Source organism: Streptomyces hypolithicus, assembly GCF_052934925.1.
Window position 1 is genome coordinate 1,389,446 of sequence record NZ_CM128811.1, and the last position, 15,677, is coordinate 1,405,122.

A 15,677-nucleotide genomic window follows, 5' to 3' on the forward strand; every position below is an offset into this window, starting at 1 on the left:
AAACCGACTCCCCGCCAGTACCGGCTTCTCGTCAGTGCAGCGACTCTCAGTGCAGCGACTCGTCCAGGAACTCGGCGATCTGCGTCAGGACTTGCGAGCGCTCCGACCCCGGCAGCCCCATCGCCACATGCGTACTGAATCCGTCGAGCAGCGCCCGTATCCGGGTCGCGAAGCGGTCGGCGTCCTCGACCGAGCGCAGTTCGGCGCGCGAGGCGCCCTCGACCAGCAGGGCCACCAGGTCGCGGTGCCAGGACATCTCGATGTCCAGGAGCCGGGCCCTGGTCTGCTCGTCGACCTCGTACGAGCGGTTCCACAGTTCGAGCCACAGCGCCCAGTGCGGATCGCGGGGCCCGGAGGGGACGTACAGGTCGACGTACGCGTCAAGGCGCTCGCGCACCGGGACCTGCCGGGCGAGCGCCGTCCTGCGGTCCACGCCGAGCTGCTCCTCGCTCCATTCCAGGGTCTGCAGGAGCAGTTCGTCCTTGCTGCGGAAGTAGTAGAGCAGGTGCCCGCTGCTCATGCCGACCTCACGGCCGAGCCCGGCCATGGTCAGCCGCTCCAGCCCCCGCTCCGCGATGCTCGCCATGGCGGCGGCGAGCATGGTCTCGCGGGGCGGGGCGCTGTTGCGCCTGCGGGGCGGCGGGGTGGCGGCGGGCTCGGTCATGAGGCGTTCACATTAAGCACCCGTACGTTCTACCTGATAAGCGGTGCCTGACAAGCGGTGCCTGCCGGTCAGCGGTCCAGGGAGGCGGCTGCGGGCTGCTGCTGGGTGATGCAGTGGATGCCACCCCCGCCCGCGAAGATCTCGCGGGCGTCGACCAGGGTGACCGTACGGTCCGGGAAAAGGCCGCGGAAGATCTCGGCCGCTTCCTCGTCGCGCGGGTCGTCGAACGCGCAGAGTACGACGCCGCCGTTGCAGAGGTAGTGGTTGATGTACGAGTAGTCGACCCACTCGCCGTCGATCTTCACGGTGGTAGGGGCCGGCACCTCGACGACCTTCAGCGGGCGGCCCTGCGCGTCGGTCTGGGCGCGCAGCAGGGCGACGTTGGCCTTGCACGGCTCGTGGTCGGGGTGGGCCGGGTCCGGCTGGGTGTGGGCGAGTACGACGCCGGGCGCGGCGAAGGCGGCGACGATGTCGACGTGGCCGAGGGTGCCGAAGCCGTGCGGCGGGTAGTCGGTGGTCAGGCCCCGGGGCAGCCAGACGGCCTTCGTGGTGCCGAGCTTGGCGTGAATCTCCGCCTCCACCTGCCGACGCGTCCACTGCGGGTTGCGCTCCGGGCCGAGCTGGACGGTGTCGGTGAGCAGGACGGTGCCCTCGCCGTCGACGTGGATGCCGCCGCCCTCGTTGACCAGCGTGGAGCTGAGCACCGGTACGCCGGCCAGGTCGGCAACGTGACCGGCGACCTTCGCGTCGTGCTCCCAGGTCGCCCAGTCCTGCGCGCCCCAGCCGTTGAACACCCAGTCCACTGCGGCCAGTTCGCCGCTCTCGTCGTCCGTGACGAAGGTCGGGCCGATGTCGCGCATCCAGGCGTCATCGAGTTCACGCTCAACGAGGTCGATGTCCGGGCCGAGCAGTTCGCGGGCGCCGGCCGACTGGCCGGGGCCGACGACCATGGTCACCGGTTCGTGGGCGCGTACGGCGCGGGCGACCGACGCCCAGGCGGCGCGGGCGGCGGCGAGTTCGTCCTCGTTGGAGAAGGTGACGTTGGGGCCGGGCCAGGCCATCCAGGTGCGTTCGTGCGGGGCCCACTCAGCGGGCATGCGGTAGGTCATGGCGGGTCCTTACAGGAAATAGAGGCGGTTGAGGGAGACCGAGTCGGCCGGTTCGGAGCGCAGCGGGTCGCCGTCGAGCGTGACGAGTCCGCTGTGTCCGTCGACCCCGACCTGTCCGATACGGGAGTTCAGGCGCAGGTCCGCCGGGCCGATGCCCCGCGTGCCGCGCACCGCGACCCGGCGCCGGCGGGTCGGCATCAGGTCGTTGCCCTGGTCCAGGGCGGCCTGGGCGACGAAGGCCACCGAGATGTCGGCCGGGGTGGCGCCGTACGCCCCGAACAGTGGTCCCAGGACCAGCGGTTCGCAGGTGTCGGTGGCCGCGTTCGGGTCACCGGTGACGCCGTACGCCGGGAAGCCCGACTTGAGCACCAGCTGCGGCTTCGCGCCGAAGTACTGGGGGCGCCACAGCACGATGTCGGCGAGCTTGCCCACCTCGATCGAGCCGATCTCGTGGGCCAGGCCGTGGGCGATGGCGGGGTTGATGGTGAGCTTCGCCATGTAGCGCAGGACGCGGGCGTTGTCGTCGTCCGGGCCGTCGCCGTCCATCGGGCCGAGCTCGGCCTTCATCTTCCCGGCCATCTGGAACGTACGGCGCACGGTCTCGCCCGCACGCCCCATGCCCTGCGCGTCCGACGAGGTGATGCCGATCGCGCCCAGGTCGTGGAGGACGTCCTCGGCGCCCATCGTCCCGGCGCGGATCCGGTCGCGGGCCATGGCGGCGTCGCCCGGCAGGTCCGTCTTCAGGTCGTGGACGGAGACGATCATCCCGTAGTGCTCCGCGACCGCGTCCCGCCCGAAGGGGAGGGTGGGGTTGGTGGACGAGCCGATGACGTTGGGGACGCCGGCCATCTTGAGGACGTTGGGTACGTGCCCGCCGCCGCAGCCCTCGATGTGGAAGGCGTGGATCGTACGGCCTTCGAGGACGGAGAGGGTGTCCTCGACCGACAGACACTCGTTCAGGCCGTCACTGTGCAGTGCGACCTGTACGTCCTGGTCCTCGGCGACCCGCAGCGCGGTGTCCAGAGCGCGGGTGTGCGCGCCCATGTCCTCGTGCACCTTGAATCCGGACGCGCCGCCCTCGGCCAGCGCCTCGACGAGGGGCGCGGCGTCGGAGGACGAACCGCGCGCCAGGAAGCCGATGTTGACCGGCCAGGCGTCGAACGCGCCGAAGGCGTGCCGCAGGGCCCACGGCGAGTTGACGCCGACGCCCCAGACCGGGCCGAACTCCTGACCGATGATCGTCGTCACGCCGGAGGAGAGCGAGGCCTCCATGATGCGCGGCGACAGCAGATGGACGTGGGCGTCCACGGCGCCGGCGGTGGCGATCAGCCCCTCCCCCGACACGATCGACGTACCGGTGCCGACGACGACGTCCACGCCGTCGAGGGTGTCCGGGTTGCCGGCCCGACCGATCGCGTGGATGCGGCCTTCCCTGATGCCGATCGAGACCTTGCGGATGCCCTGCGCGGCGTCGATCACCAGCACGTTGCTGATGACGACGTCGCAGGTGTCGCGGACGGCTGCGGCCTTGAGATGCAGCCCGTCGCGGGCGGTCTTGCCGAAGCCGGCCAGGAACTCGTCGCCGTGCTTCTGCGCGTCGGACTCGACACGCACCGTCAGCCCGCTGTCACCGAGGCGGACGCGGTCGCCGGCGCGGGGGCCGTGCACGGCGGCGTACTCCAGCGGATCGATGCTCATGCCTGTGCTCCTGACTCTGCTCCGAGATAACCGCAGGCCGCCGCCGCACGCAGGGCCTCTTCCTTCGCTCCTGGCGCGTCCAGCGGGCCGTCGACCAAGCCCGCGAAGCCGATCGCGATCCGGGCGCCGCCGATCGGGACGAGCCCGACCTCGGCCTCGCCGCCCGCGTCGAAGCGCACGGACGAGCCGGCCGGTACGCACAGCCGCATGCCGTACGCCGCCGCCCGGTCGAAGCGCAGACGCGGGTTCGCCTCGAAGAAGTGGAAGTGGGAGGTGACACTGACGGGCACGGTCGCGGTGTTGCGTACGGTCAGCCGCACCGCGGGCTCCTGCTCCGCGTCCGCGGGACCGGGCAACACCGCGCCCGGAGCGTCCCGGCCCAGCGTTCCACCGCCGATCGGCGACGCCACGACCGCGAGCCGCGAGCCGTCGTCGAAGACGGCCTCCACATGCACCTCGGTCACCACGTCGGCCACGCCGGGCAGCACGTCGTCGGGGCCGAGCACCGAACGCGCGGCCTCGATCGCCTCGGCGAGCCGCCGCCCGTCGCGGGCCGCCTCGCACACCGTGTCCGCGATCAGCGCGGTCGCCTCGGGCACATTGAGCCGCAGCCCACGGGCCCGGCGCGCCCGCGCCAGCTCGGCGGCTCCGAACAGCAGCAGCCGGTCGCGTTCCGTCGGGGTCAGTCGCACGCCGCCACACCTCCCAGGTTTAGAACTTCACTCTAACCACAAGCTTCATGGCCTGAAAACATTGACGTGCGGCCTAGGCCTAAGTCACATTGAACAGCACTCAAAACTTTTGTTGTCCGGCACACCGGGAGATCCATCCATGCCGATTGAACAGCGCGGCGTCGACACCATCCCCGACGAGGAGCGCACCAGCGGGCCGCGCGACCTCGTCTCCATCCTGCTCGGCTCCAACCTCTGCCTGGGCGTCATCGTCTTCGGCTGGCTGCCGCCGTCCTTCGGCCTCGGCCTGCTGCCCTCGGTGACCGCGATCGTCGTCGGCACGGCGGTCGGCATCGCGTTCACGGCGCCGCTGGCACTGATCTCGCTGCGTACGGCGACCAACCTCTCCACGTCCAGCGGCGCCCAGTTCGGCGTACGCGGACGGCTCGTCGGATCGGTCGTCGGCCTGCTGCTGTCGCTCGGCTACACCGCCCTCACGGTGTGGATCGGCGGCGACGTGATGGTGGGTGCCCTGTCCCGGCTCGTGGGGCTGCCCGACGACGGGGCCTCGCGCGCGGTGATGTACACCCTGCTGGCCCTGTGCACGGTGGTCGCCGCGGTCTACGGCTACCGCCTGCTGCTGCGCCTCAGCAAGGTGCTGTCCTTCGTCATGCTCGCCCTGCTGCTGCTCGGCGTCTTCGCGTACGCCGGCGACTTCACCGCGGCCGCGCCTCCGGACACCCCGTACCTGCTGGACTCCTTCTGGTCCACCTGGCTGCTCGCGGCCGTCGCCGCCGGGCTGAGCGGCCCGGTCGCCTTCATCACGCTGCTCGGTGACTACACGCGCTACATCTCGCCGCGCCGCCACAGCTCACGCAAAGTGCTCCGGGCAACGTGTCTGGGCCTGTTCCTCGGCCTGCTGGTGCCGCAGCTGTTCGGCACGTACACGGCGCTCGCCGCCCGCGCGGGGCTGGAGTACGCGGGACCGCTGGTCAGCGCCGCGCCCCTGTGGTACCTGGCGCCGCTGCTGCTGGCCGCGTCGGCGGGGTCCGTCGGCAACGCCGGGCTGATGCTCTACTCGATGGGCCTCGACTTGGACGCGATCATGCCGCGGACCACCCGCACCCGGGCCACGGTGGCGGCGGCCGGTGTGGCGACCGCGTTCGTCTTCGTCGGCTCCTTCGCCTGGGACGCGCAGTCCGCGATGACGTCCTTCGTCCTGCTGCTGACGGCGATCGGCACCCCGTGGGCCGTGATCTCGCTGATCGGGTACGTACGCTGCGGCGGTCAGTACGACGCGGAGGCCCTCCAGGTCTTCAACCGCCGCGCCAAGGGCGGCGTCTACTGGTACCGAGCGGGCTGGAACGTAGCGGCCACCGCGTCCTGGGCGCTGGGCGCGGGCGTCGGCCTCGCGGCGGTCTCCACCACGGTCTACCAGGGCCCACTGCTCACCCTCACCGGCGGCGTCGACTGCAGCTTCGTGCTCTCCGGCGTGGTGGGCGGGCTCGCGTACACGGTGGCGACGGCGAGGGCGGGCGTGAAGCCGGCGGCGGAGGTCCGCAGCCCGGCGTGAGTGGCACCAGCCTTGCCCGGTCGGCGGGTAACGGCCTGGTGCGCGATAGGGGACGGGCCCGCGACGCCGACTACGGCACCTCGCCGCGTTGGCGAAACGCCCTGATAGCTCCGCTATGAGGACGCTCCGCCGCCTTGCGATGCACCGCATCCGACGCCGCGGGCTGATCCGCCCCCTATCGCGCACCAGGCCGTATGGACAAAGTTCACCTTTGACGACAACGCCCGAAGGGGGTGCGGGGTCCGGGGCCCGGGGAGTGGCCGCGCGCTCAGCGGCCCCTCCCCCGCGCCCCCACCCGGCGTCACGCCAGTTGGTGCATCCAGCCGTGGATGTCGTCCCGCTTGCCCGTCTGGATGCCGAGCAGCGCCTCCCGCAGCTTCAACGTGACCTCGCCCGGCCGCCCGGCGGACTGCGTCCACTCGCCGCCCGCGGACTTGACCGTGCCGACCGGCGTGATGACCGCGGCCGTGCCGCAGGCGAACACCTCGGTCAGCGTGCCGTTCTCGGTGTCGCGCTTCCACTGGTCGATGGAGACGCGACCCTCCTCGGAGGTGTAGCCGAGGTCACCGGCGAGCCGCAGCAGCGAGTCACGGGTGATGCCCGCGAGCAGCGAGCCGGTCAGCTCCGGGGTCACGATCTTGTCGCCGTACACGAAGCACAGGTTCATGCCGCCCAGCTCCTCGACCCACTTGTGCTCGACCGCGTCGAGGTAGGCGACCTGGTCGCAGCCCTGCGCGGCGGCCTCGGCCTGGGCGAGCAGCGACGCGGCGTAGTTGCCGCCGGTCTTGGCGAAGCCGATGCCGCCGGGGACGGCGCGCACGTAGTTCTCGGACAGCCAGATGGAGACGGGCTTGACGCCGCCGGGGAAGTACGAGCCGGCGGGCGAGGCGATGACCAGGAAGAGGTACTCGTTGGCCGGCTTCACGCCGAGGCCGACCTCGTTCGCGATCATGAACGGGCGCAGGTACAGGGAGGATTCGCCGCCGTGCGCCGGAACCCACGCCTTGTCCTGCTGGACGAGTGCGTCACAGGCCTCGATGAACGTCTCGACCGGCAGTTCCGGCATGGCCAGGCGCCGCGCGGAGACCTGGAAGCGCTTGGCGTTCATGTCGGGTCGGAAGGTGGCGACCGAGCCGTCGGGACGCCGGTAGGCCTTGAGGCCCTCGAAGATCTCCTGCGCGTAGTGCAGGGTCATGTTGGCCGGGTCCATCGAAAGCGGCGCGTACGGCACGAGCTGAGCGTCGTGCCAGCCTCGGCCGTCCGTCCACCTGATGGTGACCATGTGGTCGGTGAAGTGCCGACCGAATCCGGGGTTGGCCATCATCGCTTCGCGCTCCGCGTCCGACAGCGGGTGCGCGGAGGGCTTGAGCTCGATCGTGGGCGTCGTCGTCATGAGTGCGTGTCCTTCACCGGTTGTGTGGGTGGACCGCGCTCACGCCTGAAGTAGGACGTCCGAGCTTCCCCTCATACCGCGGCCCCGCGTTCGATTATCGCGCGAAGGGGGGCGGGTATGAGAAGTGCCTCGGACGGCGGCTGCCCAAAAGGCGTGAAATGCGGTCCGGGTTCGATGGTCGCACCCGGCCGCGGCAAAGCACAGCCGCCGGGTGTCGGTGACCCGGCGGCTGTGGGAGGAGTCCGTCGGGTCAGCCCGCTACGCGTACCGCGAGGTCGTCGCCGATCTGGTCGGTCGTGCGGGTGGCGGCGCCGTCGCGCTCCGCGAGGTCGGCGGTGACCGCGTCCTCGATACGGAGGGCCTCCGCCTCGAAGCCGAGGTGGCGCAGGAGGAGGGCCACGGAGAGGATCGTGGCTGTCGGGTCGGCCTTGCCCTGGCCCGCGATGTCGGGCGCGGAGCCGTGCACCGGCTCGAACATCGACGGGAACGCGCCCGTCGGATTGATGTTGCCGGAGGCCGCCAGGCCGATGCCGCCGGTCACGGCAGCGGCGAGGTCGGTGAGGATGTCACCGAAGAGGTTGTCGGTGACGATGACGTCGAAGCGCTCGGGCTGCGTGACGAAGAAGATCGTCGCGGCGTCGACGTGCAGGTAGTCGGTGGTGACCTGGGGGTACTCCTGGCCGACCTTGTCGAAGATGTTCTTCCACATGTGGCCGGCGTAGACCAGGACGTTGTTCTTGTGCACCAGCGTCAGCTTCTTGCGCGGTCGGGCGTCGGCCCGCTCGTACGCGTCACGGACGACCCGCTCGACTCCGAACGCCGTGTTGAGGCTGACCTCGGTCGCGACCTCGTGCTCGGTGCCGGTGCGCAGCGAGCCGCCATTGCCGGTGTACGGGCCTTCGGTGCCCTCGCGCACGACGACGAAGTCGATGTCGGGGCGGCCGGCCAGCGGTGTCGCGGTGCCAGGCAGCAGCCTGGAGGGGCGCAGGTTGACGAAGTGGTCGAAGGCGAACCGCAGCTTGAGCAGCAGCCCCCGCTCCAGGACGCCGGACGGCACGGACGGGTCACCGATCGCGCCGAGCAGGATGGCGTCGTGCTGCTTGAGGGAGTCCAGCTCCGCGTCCGGGAGGGTCTCGCCGGTGCGGTGCCAGCGCTGGGCGCCGAGGTCGTACTCCTTGGTCTCCAGCTTCACATCCTGCGGGAGCACGGCTTCGAGGACCTTCAGGCCCTGGGCCACGACCTCCTGGCCGATACCGTCACCAGGGATCACTGCGAGATTGAGGCTGCGAGACATGCCGGCACCTTACTCCCGCGTCCCACCCTCTGACACCGTGCGTCCGCCATTCGGACTGCGCGGTAGGGGGCCAGGTCCTAGTGGCCGGTGGAACCGCCGTTGTCGCGGCGGTCGAGGGCCCGCTGGAGGGCCTCGGCCGCCTGTCGGCGGTCGGTGTCGGTGGTACGGGAGGTGCGGCGGACGCGTCGGGCGGTCTCGGCCATGATGATCGACTCCTGGAGATCACAGTGATTTCGAGGTGCCGGAATGGGCGGGGAGCGGGCGCCGCAGGGGTTACCTGCATCGGGCGCGGGCTCACGACCGCCGTTCGCTGATGGAGCGAGACGTTCGGCTTCTTCCAAGCTAAGCGAGAGTGGACGCCCTGTCTCCACAATTACTCGGACTTCCTACTATCTGAGACGCGATCTTGGCCGCCTGGGGGTCCCGTCGTGTCCGCTTCAGAGCAGATCGCCGTCGCGCCAGTCGAAGAACAGCGCGTCGGAGCGGTCCCCGAGCGCTCCCCCAGCCGCCGGTCGTATGTATGTAGAGCCCTCCTCCTCGGGCAGCGCCACGGCGCCGTCCGGGCCCAGCGCGGCGATCCGCCCCGGCCACACCGTCCACCCACGCTCCTGGTAGAGCGCGGCCCCGTCGTCGGACGCGGAGAGCGCACCGAGGGCGTACGCCCGGTCGACGACCCCTTCCAGCGCCTCCATCACCGCCCCGCCCAGCCCTTGTCTGCGGCGGTCGGCGCGTACGGCCACCCCTTCGACGTAACCCACCCGCAGCGAACGGCCGCGGCGCACGACGCGGCGCTGGACGACGCTGCCGTGTGCGGCGAGGCCCTGCCCGTCGTGGACGAGGGCATGGACGCCGCCCAGCGTGTGGTCCCAGTCGTCGTCGCTGAAGTCGCCGTCGAAGGCGGCGTCCAGCAGGGCGCGGATCTCCCGCAGCTCGTCGGGGGTGAGGTCACTCGTGTGGGCGGTACGCATCCGGGCGGCGGCCATCGGCTCAGTCATGCACCGCACTCTTCCAGCCCGGGTGCCGGACGGGCCCGTGCTTTACGGCCCGTCCGGCGGGCGTGATCAGTACACGTTCACGCCGTACGCGGAGAGGGCTTCGCGCACCGGCTGGTGGATGGCCGAGCCGTTGGTGCCGGTGCAGCCGGAGCTGCCCGAGTGGATGCCCAGGGCGACGCTGCCCGCGAAGTGGGCGCCGCCACTGTCGCCGCCGGCCGAGCAGGCGGTGGTGCGGACCATGCCGTAGACGGGTCCGTCGCCGTAGTTGACGGTGACGTTCACGGCGGTGACGGAGCCGCTCGTCACCTTGGTGGTGGACCCGCTCTTCTTCAGAGCCTGGCCAACCACGGCGTCGGCGGCGGAAGAGATGTCCTGGTAGCTGCCGTTGTAGAGGTTGACGTTTCCGGCGGGCGAGGAACCGTTGGTGTAGCGGACGATGCCGTAGTCGTTGGTCGGGAAGCTGGTGCCCTCCCGGACGCCGATCACCGAACCACCCGAGGTGGCAGACCAGTTGGCGGAAATGTTGGTGCAGTGGCCCGCGGTGACGAAGTAACGCGCGGTGCCTTTCGAGACGTTGAACGCGGCCGAGCAGCGCGAGCCGCCGCCGTAGATGGCGTCGCCGCCCGCCACCTCGCGCTTGAACGTACCCGGCACGCGCGAGACGCGCACCGCGCCGTCCTGCACGTCCGCGACCTTCCTCAGCCGGGCCATCTCCCGCTTGGACACGGACTGGTCGGCCTCGACGGAGACCTGGTTGGTCCGGGGGTCGATCCCCCATGACGTACCGGTGATCTTCGCCCCGGACTCCAGCGCCGCCATCGCCGCGTCCAGCCGCGCGGCGCTGCGCTTCACCCGCTGGGGCGTCGCCCCGGCCGCGCGGACCTGATCGGCGGCACGGTCGCTCGTGACCGTCACCGTGAGGCCGCCGGTGCGGTCGTCGATGTAGGTTCCGGCGGTGTCGTCGCCGAGCCGCTGGGTCAGCGCGGTGTTCAGGGCGTACGTCGCCGTGGCGTCGGGCGCGGGGGTGGGCGCGGCGCCGGCGGGGGATGCGCCGAGGCCGAGTGCGCCGACCACGAAGAGGGCGGACAGCGCTGCGTGCGCACGTGGGGTGCGTCTCATGGGGGAATCTCCTTAGTCCGGTTACCTGGGGGTGTCCCTGGTGCCACCGAAACAGGAATTTGACATGCCCATTGCCATCGCACAAGACCGCCTCCCCCCGGACGGACACCGGACGGACACCGGACGTATTTCGCCGCCGCTTCGGGGCACACGTACGCGGACTATGGAGGCGGACGTATGAACACACGAGCACTCACCCAACGCGGAAAGCGCACGGCACGGCAGGCGTCGGACAGTTCGGCCCTGGAGGCCGCGGCGCGCTGGGGGTTCGGCGCACGCGGGGTGCTCTACCTGCTGATCGGCGCGCTGGCGCTGGGCATCGCCTTCGGCAGCGGCGGCCAGGCGGACCGTGGCGGCGCGCTCGCGGAGGTGTCCAAGCAGCCGTTCGGTGCGGTGCTGCTCTGGGCCCTGGGCATCGGCCTGGCCGGCATGGCCCTGTGGCGGCTCTCCGAGGCCGTCTTCGGCGCGGCGGGCCCCGACGGAGACAAGACGGGCAAGCGTCTGCTGTCCCTGGCGCGCTTCGTCTTCTACGGCTTCGTCGCCTACTCGGTGCTGTCGTTCGCGGCCGGTTCCCAGGGCAGCGGAAGCGGATCGAGCGACGCCCAGTCCGAGGACGTCACGGCCAAGGCCATGGCACTCCCCGCCGGGCAGTGGATCGTCGGCATCGGCGGCCTGGTCATCGCGGGCGTCGGCCTGTGGATCGCGGCGCGGGCCGTGATGCGCAAGTACCACAAGCACCTGAATATGGGCCAGTTGAACGGGCGGACCCGGCAGGCCGTCGACGTGACGGGCGTGGGCGGCGGCGTCGCGCGCGGCGTGGTCTTCGCCGTGCTCGGCGGCTTCGCGGTCAAGGCGGCCGTCGACTACGAACCCGACAAGGCCAAGGGCATCGACGACACCCTGCGCTCCCTCACCGAGACCCCGGCGGGGCCGTGGCTGCTGGTGCTGGTGGCCCTGGGGCTGGCGCTGTTCGGCCTGTTCTCCTTCGCGATGGCCCGCTGGCGCAAGATCTGACCCCACCCGCACGCCCCCACCCGTACCCGCACACGAAACCGCCCCCGTCGGCGTGGGGGGCCGGGACGGGGGCGGCGTTTCGGGGCGGGCGCCGGCGGGTGCGGGGCCCGCGGGCGGTCAGCCCTGGTGCGGGTACGTGTAGTCGGTCGGCGGGACCAGGGTCTCCTTGATGGCCCGGGTCAGGGTCCACCTCTGGAGGTTCTGCGGCGCGCCGGCCTTGTCGTTGGTGCCGGACGCGCGGCCGCCGCCGAAGGGCTGCTGGCCGACGACGGCGCCGGTCGACTTGTCGTTGATGTAGAAGTTGCCCGCGGCGTAGCGCAGCTTGTCCATCGTGTACGCCGCCGCCGCGCGGTCACCGGAGATGACGGCGCCGGTCAGGGCGTAGTCGGAAGCGGACTCCATCTGCTCCAGCATGGCGTCGTACTTCTCGTCCTCGTAGACGTGCACCGCGAGGATCGGGCCGAAGTACTCGGTCGTGAAGACCTCGTTCGCCGGGTCCGTGCACGCGATGACCGTCGGGCGCACGAAGTAGCCCACCGAGTCGTCGTACGAACCGCCCGCGACGATCGTGCACGTCGGGTCGGCGGCGGCGCGGTCGATCGCGGCCTTGTTCTTCGCGAAAGCGCGCTCGTCGATGACGGCGCCGATGAAGTTCGACAGGTCGGTGACGTCACCCATGGTGATCGAGTCGACCTCGGCCGCGAACTCCTCCTTGAAGCCGGAGTTCCAGATCGACGCCGGGACGTACGCACGCGAGGACGCGGAGCACTTCTGCCCCTGGAACTCGAACGAGCCACGGGTCATCGCCGTCTTGAGGATCGCGCGGTCGGCGCTCGGGTGCGCGACGACGAAGTCCTTGCCGCCGGTCTCGCCCACCAGACGCGGGTAGGTGCGGTACTTCGCGATGTTCTCGCCGACCGTCTTCCACAGGTACTGGAAGGTCGGGGTCGAGCCGGTGAAGTGGATCCCGGCCAGGTCGCGGTGGTTCAGCGCCACCTCGGAGACGGCGATGCCGTCGCCGGTGACCAGGTTGATGACGCCCTTGGGCAGCCCGGCCTCCTCCAGCAGCTGCATCAGCAGCACGGCGGCGTGGGTCTGCGTAGGGGACGGCTTCCACACGACGACGTTGCCCATCAGGGCCGGCGCGGTCGGCAGGTTGCCCGCGATGGCCGTGAAGTTGAACGGCGTGATCGCGTAGACGAAACCTTCCAACGGGCGGTGGTCCAGCCGGTTCCACACACCCGGGGAGTTCGCCGGCGGCTGCTCGGCGAGCAGGTCACGGGCGTACTTGACGTTGAAGCGCCAGAAGTCGATGAGTTCGCACGGGGTGTCGATCTCGGCCTGCTGGGCGGTCTTCGACTGGCCGAGCATCGTCGAGGCGGCGAGCGTCTCGCGCCACGGGCCGGACAGCAGCTCGGCGGCGCGCAGGATGATCGCGGCGCGGTCGTCGAACGACATCGCGCGCCACGCCGGAGCGGCGGCCAGCGCCGCGTCGACGGCGTCCTGCGCGTCCTGCCGGGTGGCATGGGCGGCGGTGCCGAGGACAGCCTTGTGGTTGTGCGGCTGTACGACGTCGAAGCGCTCGCCACCGCCCATCCGCTTCTCGCCGTTGATGGTCATCGGAAGGTCGACGGGGTTCTCCGCCAGCTCCTTCAGCTTGGCCGTAAGGCGCGCACGCTCCGGCGAACCGGGGGCGTAGGAGTGCACCGGTTCGTTGACCGGGGCGGGGACCTGGGTCACAGCGTCCATGGTTTCCGTAACTCCTTAGTTCTTGGTGATCATCGAGCGGACGAAGAAGAGCAGGTTGGCCGGCTTCTCGGCGAGGCGGCGCATGAAGTAGCCGTACCAGTCGGTGCCGTACGCGGTGTACACACGCATCCGGTGACCTTCGGCCGCGAGCCGGATGTGCTCCTCGCTGCGGATCCCGTACAGCATCTGGAACTCGTACTCGTCCAGTTTGCGCCCCGCCCGGCGGGCGAGATCCTGCGCGATGGCGATCAGGCGCGGGTCGTGGGACCCGATCATCGGGTAGCCGTCACCGTCCATCAGGATCTTCAGGATGCGGACGTACGCCCTGTCGATCTCGCCCTTGTCCTGGATCGCGACCAGGGCGGGCTCCTTGTACGCCCCCTTCACGATACGCACGCGGCTGCCGGCGGCGGCAAGCCTGCGGGCGTCGTCCTCGGTGCGGAAGAGGTACGCCTGGGTGACGCAGCCGGTCTGCGGGAAGTCCTTCCGAAGCTCCTCGTGGATGGCGAACATCGAGTCCAGGGTGGTGTGGTCCTCGGCGTCGAGGGTCACCGTGGTGCCGATCTCGGCGGCGGCCTCGACGACGGGGCGGACGTTGGCGAGCGCGAGCTCGTGCCCGCCGTCCAGCGCCTGCCCGAACATCGACAGCTTGACGGACATCTCGGCGCGGTCGCCCAGGCCGAGGCCCTTGAGGTGCTGGATCAGGTCCAGGTACGCGTCACGGGCGGCGTAGGCCTGCTCGCGGGTGGTGATGTCCTCGCCGACCACGTCCAGGGTGACTTCCAGCCCCTTGCCGGCGGCGTCCTGGACGATCGGGACGACCTGCTCGACCGTCTCACCGGCGATGAACCGGCCGACGACCTGCTTGGTGCCCGGGGCGGCCGACACGAAGCGGCGCATCTTGTCGCTGCGCGAGGCGGCGAGGATCACGGGACCCAGCACGGGGCACCTCCACGGAAAGGGCTCGAAGGGGGCCGACCCAGGAGAAACAACCTGAACGGCACGGATAACCACCGTGAAATCTAAGGATCACCCCGGTGCCGGACCATCGACAGCTGTCACGCATCCGTGTCCCGGCTCTCATACAAATGTCTGAGCGGGTGCGAGAATGGGCGAGTGAAAGGCGACTACCAGGACCTGGTCGACGAGATCTCCGCACTCCTTGGCGCCCCGGCGACGCTGGAGGACCGGGATTTCCGGCTGATCGCGTACGGCGCGCAGGACAGCGACACCGATGTCGACGCGACGACCCTGGACCCGGTCCGTACCCGCTCGATCCTCACCCGGCGCTCGACGGCCGAGGTGCGGGCGTGGTTCGAACGGTTCGGCATCACCGAGGCCGAAGGCCCCGTGCACATCCCCGCCGATCCGGCCGCCGGCGTACTGCGCGGCAGGCTCTGCCTCCCGGTGCGCCACCGGGGCACCGTCCACGGCTACGTCTGGCTGCTCGCCGGGGACTACGACCGGCCGGCGCCCGCCGTCGACGCGGCCATGGGGGTCTGCGCCCGCATCGGTTCCCTCCTCGCCGACGAGGCCCGCGCCCGCGCCGACCTGGGCCCCCACCTGGCCACCCTGCTCACCTCGGACTCCGCCGAGCGCCGGGCCGCGGCCCTGGCCGCGCTGGGCGAGGCGCTGGGCGGCGGTGGCCCGTACGCCGTCCTGTGCGTGGCCCCCTGGCCGGCCCCGCCCCCAGGCGTACGTACGGTCCCGGGCGCCGCCGCCCTCACCCTCCTCGCGGTGCCGGGCCCCGCCGGCCCCCGCCTCGCGGCCCTGCTCCGGCTACGCACCCACGCGGACCTCTCCCCCGCCCACCAGGCAGCCGCGACCCTGCTCACCACCCCGGGCCCGGTGGCCGGCATCAGCACCCCGCTCGCCACCCTGGACGACCTGCCCGCGGCCTGGCGCGAAGCCTCGGCGGCGGCCCGCGCGGCCCTGGCCCGGCCCCACCTCGGGCCGGTCGCGGAGTGGTCCGGCATCGGCCCGTACCGCCTGCTGGCCGCACTCCCGGACAGTGGCCCCGGCCACCCGGTCGACCCCGCCGTACGCCCCCTCCTCGAACCAGCGCACGCCGAACTCGCCCGCACCGCCGAGGCGTTCCTGGACTGCGCCGGCCAGGCGGGCCGCACGGCGAGCGCCCTGAACATCCACCGCCAGACGCTCTACTACCGCCTGTCCCGCGTCGAACAACTCACCGGCCTGGACCTCCACGAAGGCGAGGACCGCCTCCTGCTCCACATGTCCCTGAAAGCGGCCCGCCTGTGACCGCGAGTGCAGGATCCGCGACTTCGCTGACAATGAAGGCGCTCCACCGACGATGAATGAGCAAATCCGCGATCCGGTTCAGGCGGCTCGCGCGGCGATGGGTGACGTCGCTGACCGTGATGGCAGGCGGGGGGTT

At 70.9% G+C, this 15,677-nt stretch carries 14 protein-coding genes; 3 read left to right on the forward strand and 11 right to left on the reverse strand.

The window, feature by feature from the left end; all coding sequences use genetic code 11:
• Positions 1–46: 46 nt before the first annotated feature.
• The 4 genes from ACU6WZ_RS06320 to ureA form a co-directional block, all read right to left on the reverse strand.
• Positions 47–664 carry a TetR/AcrR family transcriptional regulator gene (locus ACU6WZ_RS06320; protein ID WP_447032134.1) on the reverse strand — a complete coding sequence of 206 codons (618 nt, stop codon included), beginning with the start codon at positions 662–664 and terminating at the stop codon, positions 47–49.
• A 68-nt stretch (positions 665–732) separates the two neighbouring features.
• A complete protein-coding gene (locus ACU6WZ_RS06325) occupies positions 733–1,773 on the reverse strand; it encodes an agmatine deiminase family protein (RefSeq protein WP_447032135.1) in 1,041 nt (346 codons plus the stop codon).
• A gap of 9 nt (positions 1,774–1,782) precedes the next feature.
• Positions 1,783–3,471, reverse strand: coding sequence for an urease subunit alpha (locus ACU6WZ_RS06330; protein ID WP_447032137.1), 1,689 nt, complete (start codon positions 3,469–3,471; stop codon positions 1,783–1,785).
• Positions 3,468–4,163, reverse strand: a complete 696-nt coding sequence (gene ureA, locus ACU6WZ_RS06335) for an urease subunit gamma (protein ID WP_447032138.1) — start codon at positions 4,161–4,163, stop codon at positions 3,468–3,470. The genes ACU6WZ_RS06330 and ureA overlap by 4 nt, the downstream gene beginning before the upstream one ends.
• A gap of 139 nt (positions 4,164–4,302) precedes the next feature.
• Between ureA and ACU6WZ_RS06340 the strand changes: the two genes are divergently transcribed.
• Entirely contained in the window at positions 4,303–5,715 is a 1,413-nt protein-coding gene (locus ACU6WZ_RS06340) for a cytosine permease (RefSeq protein WP_447032139.1), read from the forward strand.
• Positions 5,716–6,016: 301 nt separating this feature from the next.
• Here ACU6WZ_RS06340 and ACU6WZ_RS06345 read toward each other — a convergent pair whose 3' ends face one another.
• The 5 genes from ACU6WZ_RS06345 to ACU6WZ_RS06365 form a co-directional block, all read right to left on the reverse strand.
• A complete protein-coding gene (locus ACU6WZ_RS06345) occupies positions 6,017–7,108 on the reverse strand; it encodes a branched-chain amino acid aminotransferase (RefSeq protein WP_447032140.1) in 1,092 nt (363 codons plus the stop codon).
• 250 nt (positions 7,109–7,358) lie between these two features.
• On the reverse strand, positions 7,359–8,402 hold the full coding sequence (locus ACU6WZ_RS06350; protein ID WP_447032141.1) for a 3-isopropylmalate dehydrogenase: 1,044 nt from the start codon (positions 8,400–8,402) through the stop codon (positions 7,359–7,361).
• Between the two features lie 77 nt (positions 8,403–8,479).
• The gene (locus tag ACU6WZ_RS06355) at positions 8,480–8,605 is read right to left on the reverse strand and encodes a hypothetical protein (protein ID WP_447032142.1); all 126 of its coding nucleotides are present in this window, start codon (positions 8,603–8,605) and stop codon (positions 8,480–8,482) included.
• Positions 8,606–8,839: 234 nt separating this feature from the next.
• A complete protein-coding gene (locus ACU6WZ_RS06360) occupies positions 8,840–9,397 on the reverse strand; it encodes a GNAT family N-acetyltransferase (protein ID WP_447032143.1) in 558 nt (185 codons plus the stop codon).
• 66 nt (positions 9,398–9,463) lie between these two features.
• Positions 9,464–10,516 (reverse strand): S1 family peptidase, encoded by a 1,053-nt coding sequence (locus ACU6WZ_RS06365; protein WP_447032144.1) that lies wholly within the window; start codon positions 10,514–10,516, stop codon positions 9,464–9,466.
• Positions 10,517–10,693: 177 nt separating this feature from the next.
• On the opposite strand from ACU6WZ_RS06365, the gene ACU6WZ_RS06370 reads away from it, so the two are divergent.
• Positions 10,694–11,530 carry a DUF1206 domain-containing protein gene (locus tag ACU6WZ_RS06370; RefSeq protein WP_447032145.1) on the forward strand — a complete coding sequence of 279 codons (837 nt, stop codon included), beginning with the start codon at positions 10,694–10,696 and terminating at the stop codon, positions 11,528–11,530.
• 117 nt (positions 11,531–11,647) lie between these two features.
• Here ACU6WZ_RS06370 and pruA read toward each other — a convergent pair whose 3' ends face one another.
• Both pruA and ACU6WZ_RS06380 read right to left on the reverse strand, forming a co-directional pair.
• Positions 11,648–13,279, reverse strand: a complete 1,632-nt coding sequence (pruA, locus tag ACU6WZ_RS06375; RefSeq protein WP_447032146.1) for an L-glutamate gamma-semialdehyde dehydrogenase — start codon at positions 13,277–13,279, stop codon at positions 11,648–11,650.
• Positions 13,280–13,294: 15 nt separating this feature from the next.
• Positions 13,295–14,221: a proline dehydrogenase family protein gene (locus ACU6WZ_RS06380; protein ID WP_447032147.1), complete on the reverse strand. Its 927-nt coding sequence runs from the start codon at positions 14,219–14,221 to the stop codon at positions 13,295–13,297.
• Between the two features lie 174 nt (positions 14,222–14,395).
• Here ACU6WZ_RS06380 and ACU6WZ_RS06385 point away from each other — a divergent pair, with 174 nt between their 5' ends.
• Positions 14,396–15,541 (forward strand): PucR family transcriptional regulator, encoded by a 1,146-nt coding sequence (locus tag ACU6WZ_RS06385; protein WP_447032148.1) that lies wholly within the window; start codon positions 14,396–14,398, stop codon positions 15,539–15,541.
• Positions 15,542–15,677 lie beyond the last annotated feature (136 nt).

Excerpts from the sequence above, each read along its gene's own strand:
- ACU6WZ_RS06330 (WP_447032137.1), bottom strand. The coding sequence starts at position 3,471 with ATGAGCATCGATCCGCTGGAGTACGCCGCCGTGCACGGCCCCCGCGCC.
- ACU6WZ_RS06340 (WP_447032139.1), top strand. The coding sequence starts at position 4,303 with ATGCCGATTGAACAGCGCGGCGTCGACACCATCCCCGACGAGGAGCGC.
- ACU6WZ_RS06345 (WP_447032140.1), bottom strand. The coding sequence starts at position 7,108 with ATGACGACGACGCCCACGATCGAGCTCAAGCCCTCCGCGCACCCGCTG.
- ACU6WZ_RS06325 (WP_447032135.1), bottom strand. The coding sequence starts at position 1,773 with ATGACCTACCGCATGCCCGCTGAGTGGGCCCCGCACGAACGCACCTGG.
- ACU6WZ_RS06355 (WP_447032142.1), bottom strand. The coding sequence starts at position 8,605 with ATGGCCGAGACCGCCCGACGCGTCCGCCGCACCTCCCGTACCACCGAC.
- ACU6WZ_RS06320 (WP_447032134.1), bottom strand. The coding sequence starts at position 664 with ATGACCGAGCCCGCCGCCACCCCGCCGCCCCGCAGGCGCAACAGCGCC.
- ACU6WZ_RS06365 (WP_447032144.1), bottom strand. The coding sequence starts at position 10,516 with ATGAGACGCACCCCACGTGCGCACGCAGCGCTGTCCGCCCTCTTCGTG.
- ACU6WZ_RS06350 (WP_447032141.1), bottom strand. The coding sequence starts at position 8,402 with ATGTCTCGCAGCCTCAATCTCGCAGTGATCCCTGGTGACGGTATCGGC.
- ACU6WZ_RS06360 (WP_447032143.1), bottom strand. The coding sequence starts at position 9,397 with ATGACTGAGCCGATGGCCGCCGCCCGGATGCGTACCGCCCACACGAGT.
- pruA (WP_447032146.1), bottom strand. The coding sequence starts at position 13,279 with ATGGACGCTGTGACCCAGGTCCCCGCCCCGGTCAACGAACCGGTGCAC.
- ACU6WZ_RS06370 (WP_447032145.1), top strand. The coding sequence starts at position 10,694 with ATGAACACACGAGCACTCACCCAACGCGGAAAGCGCACGGCACGGCAG.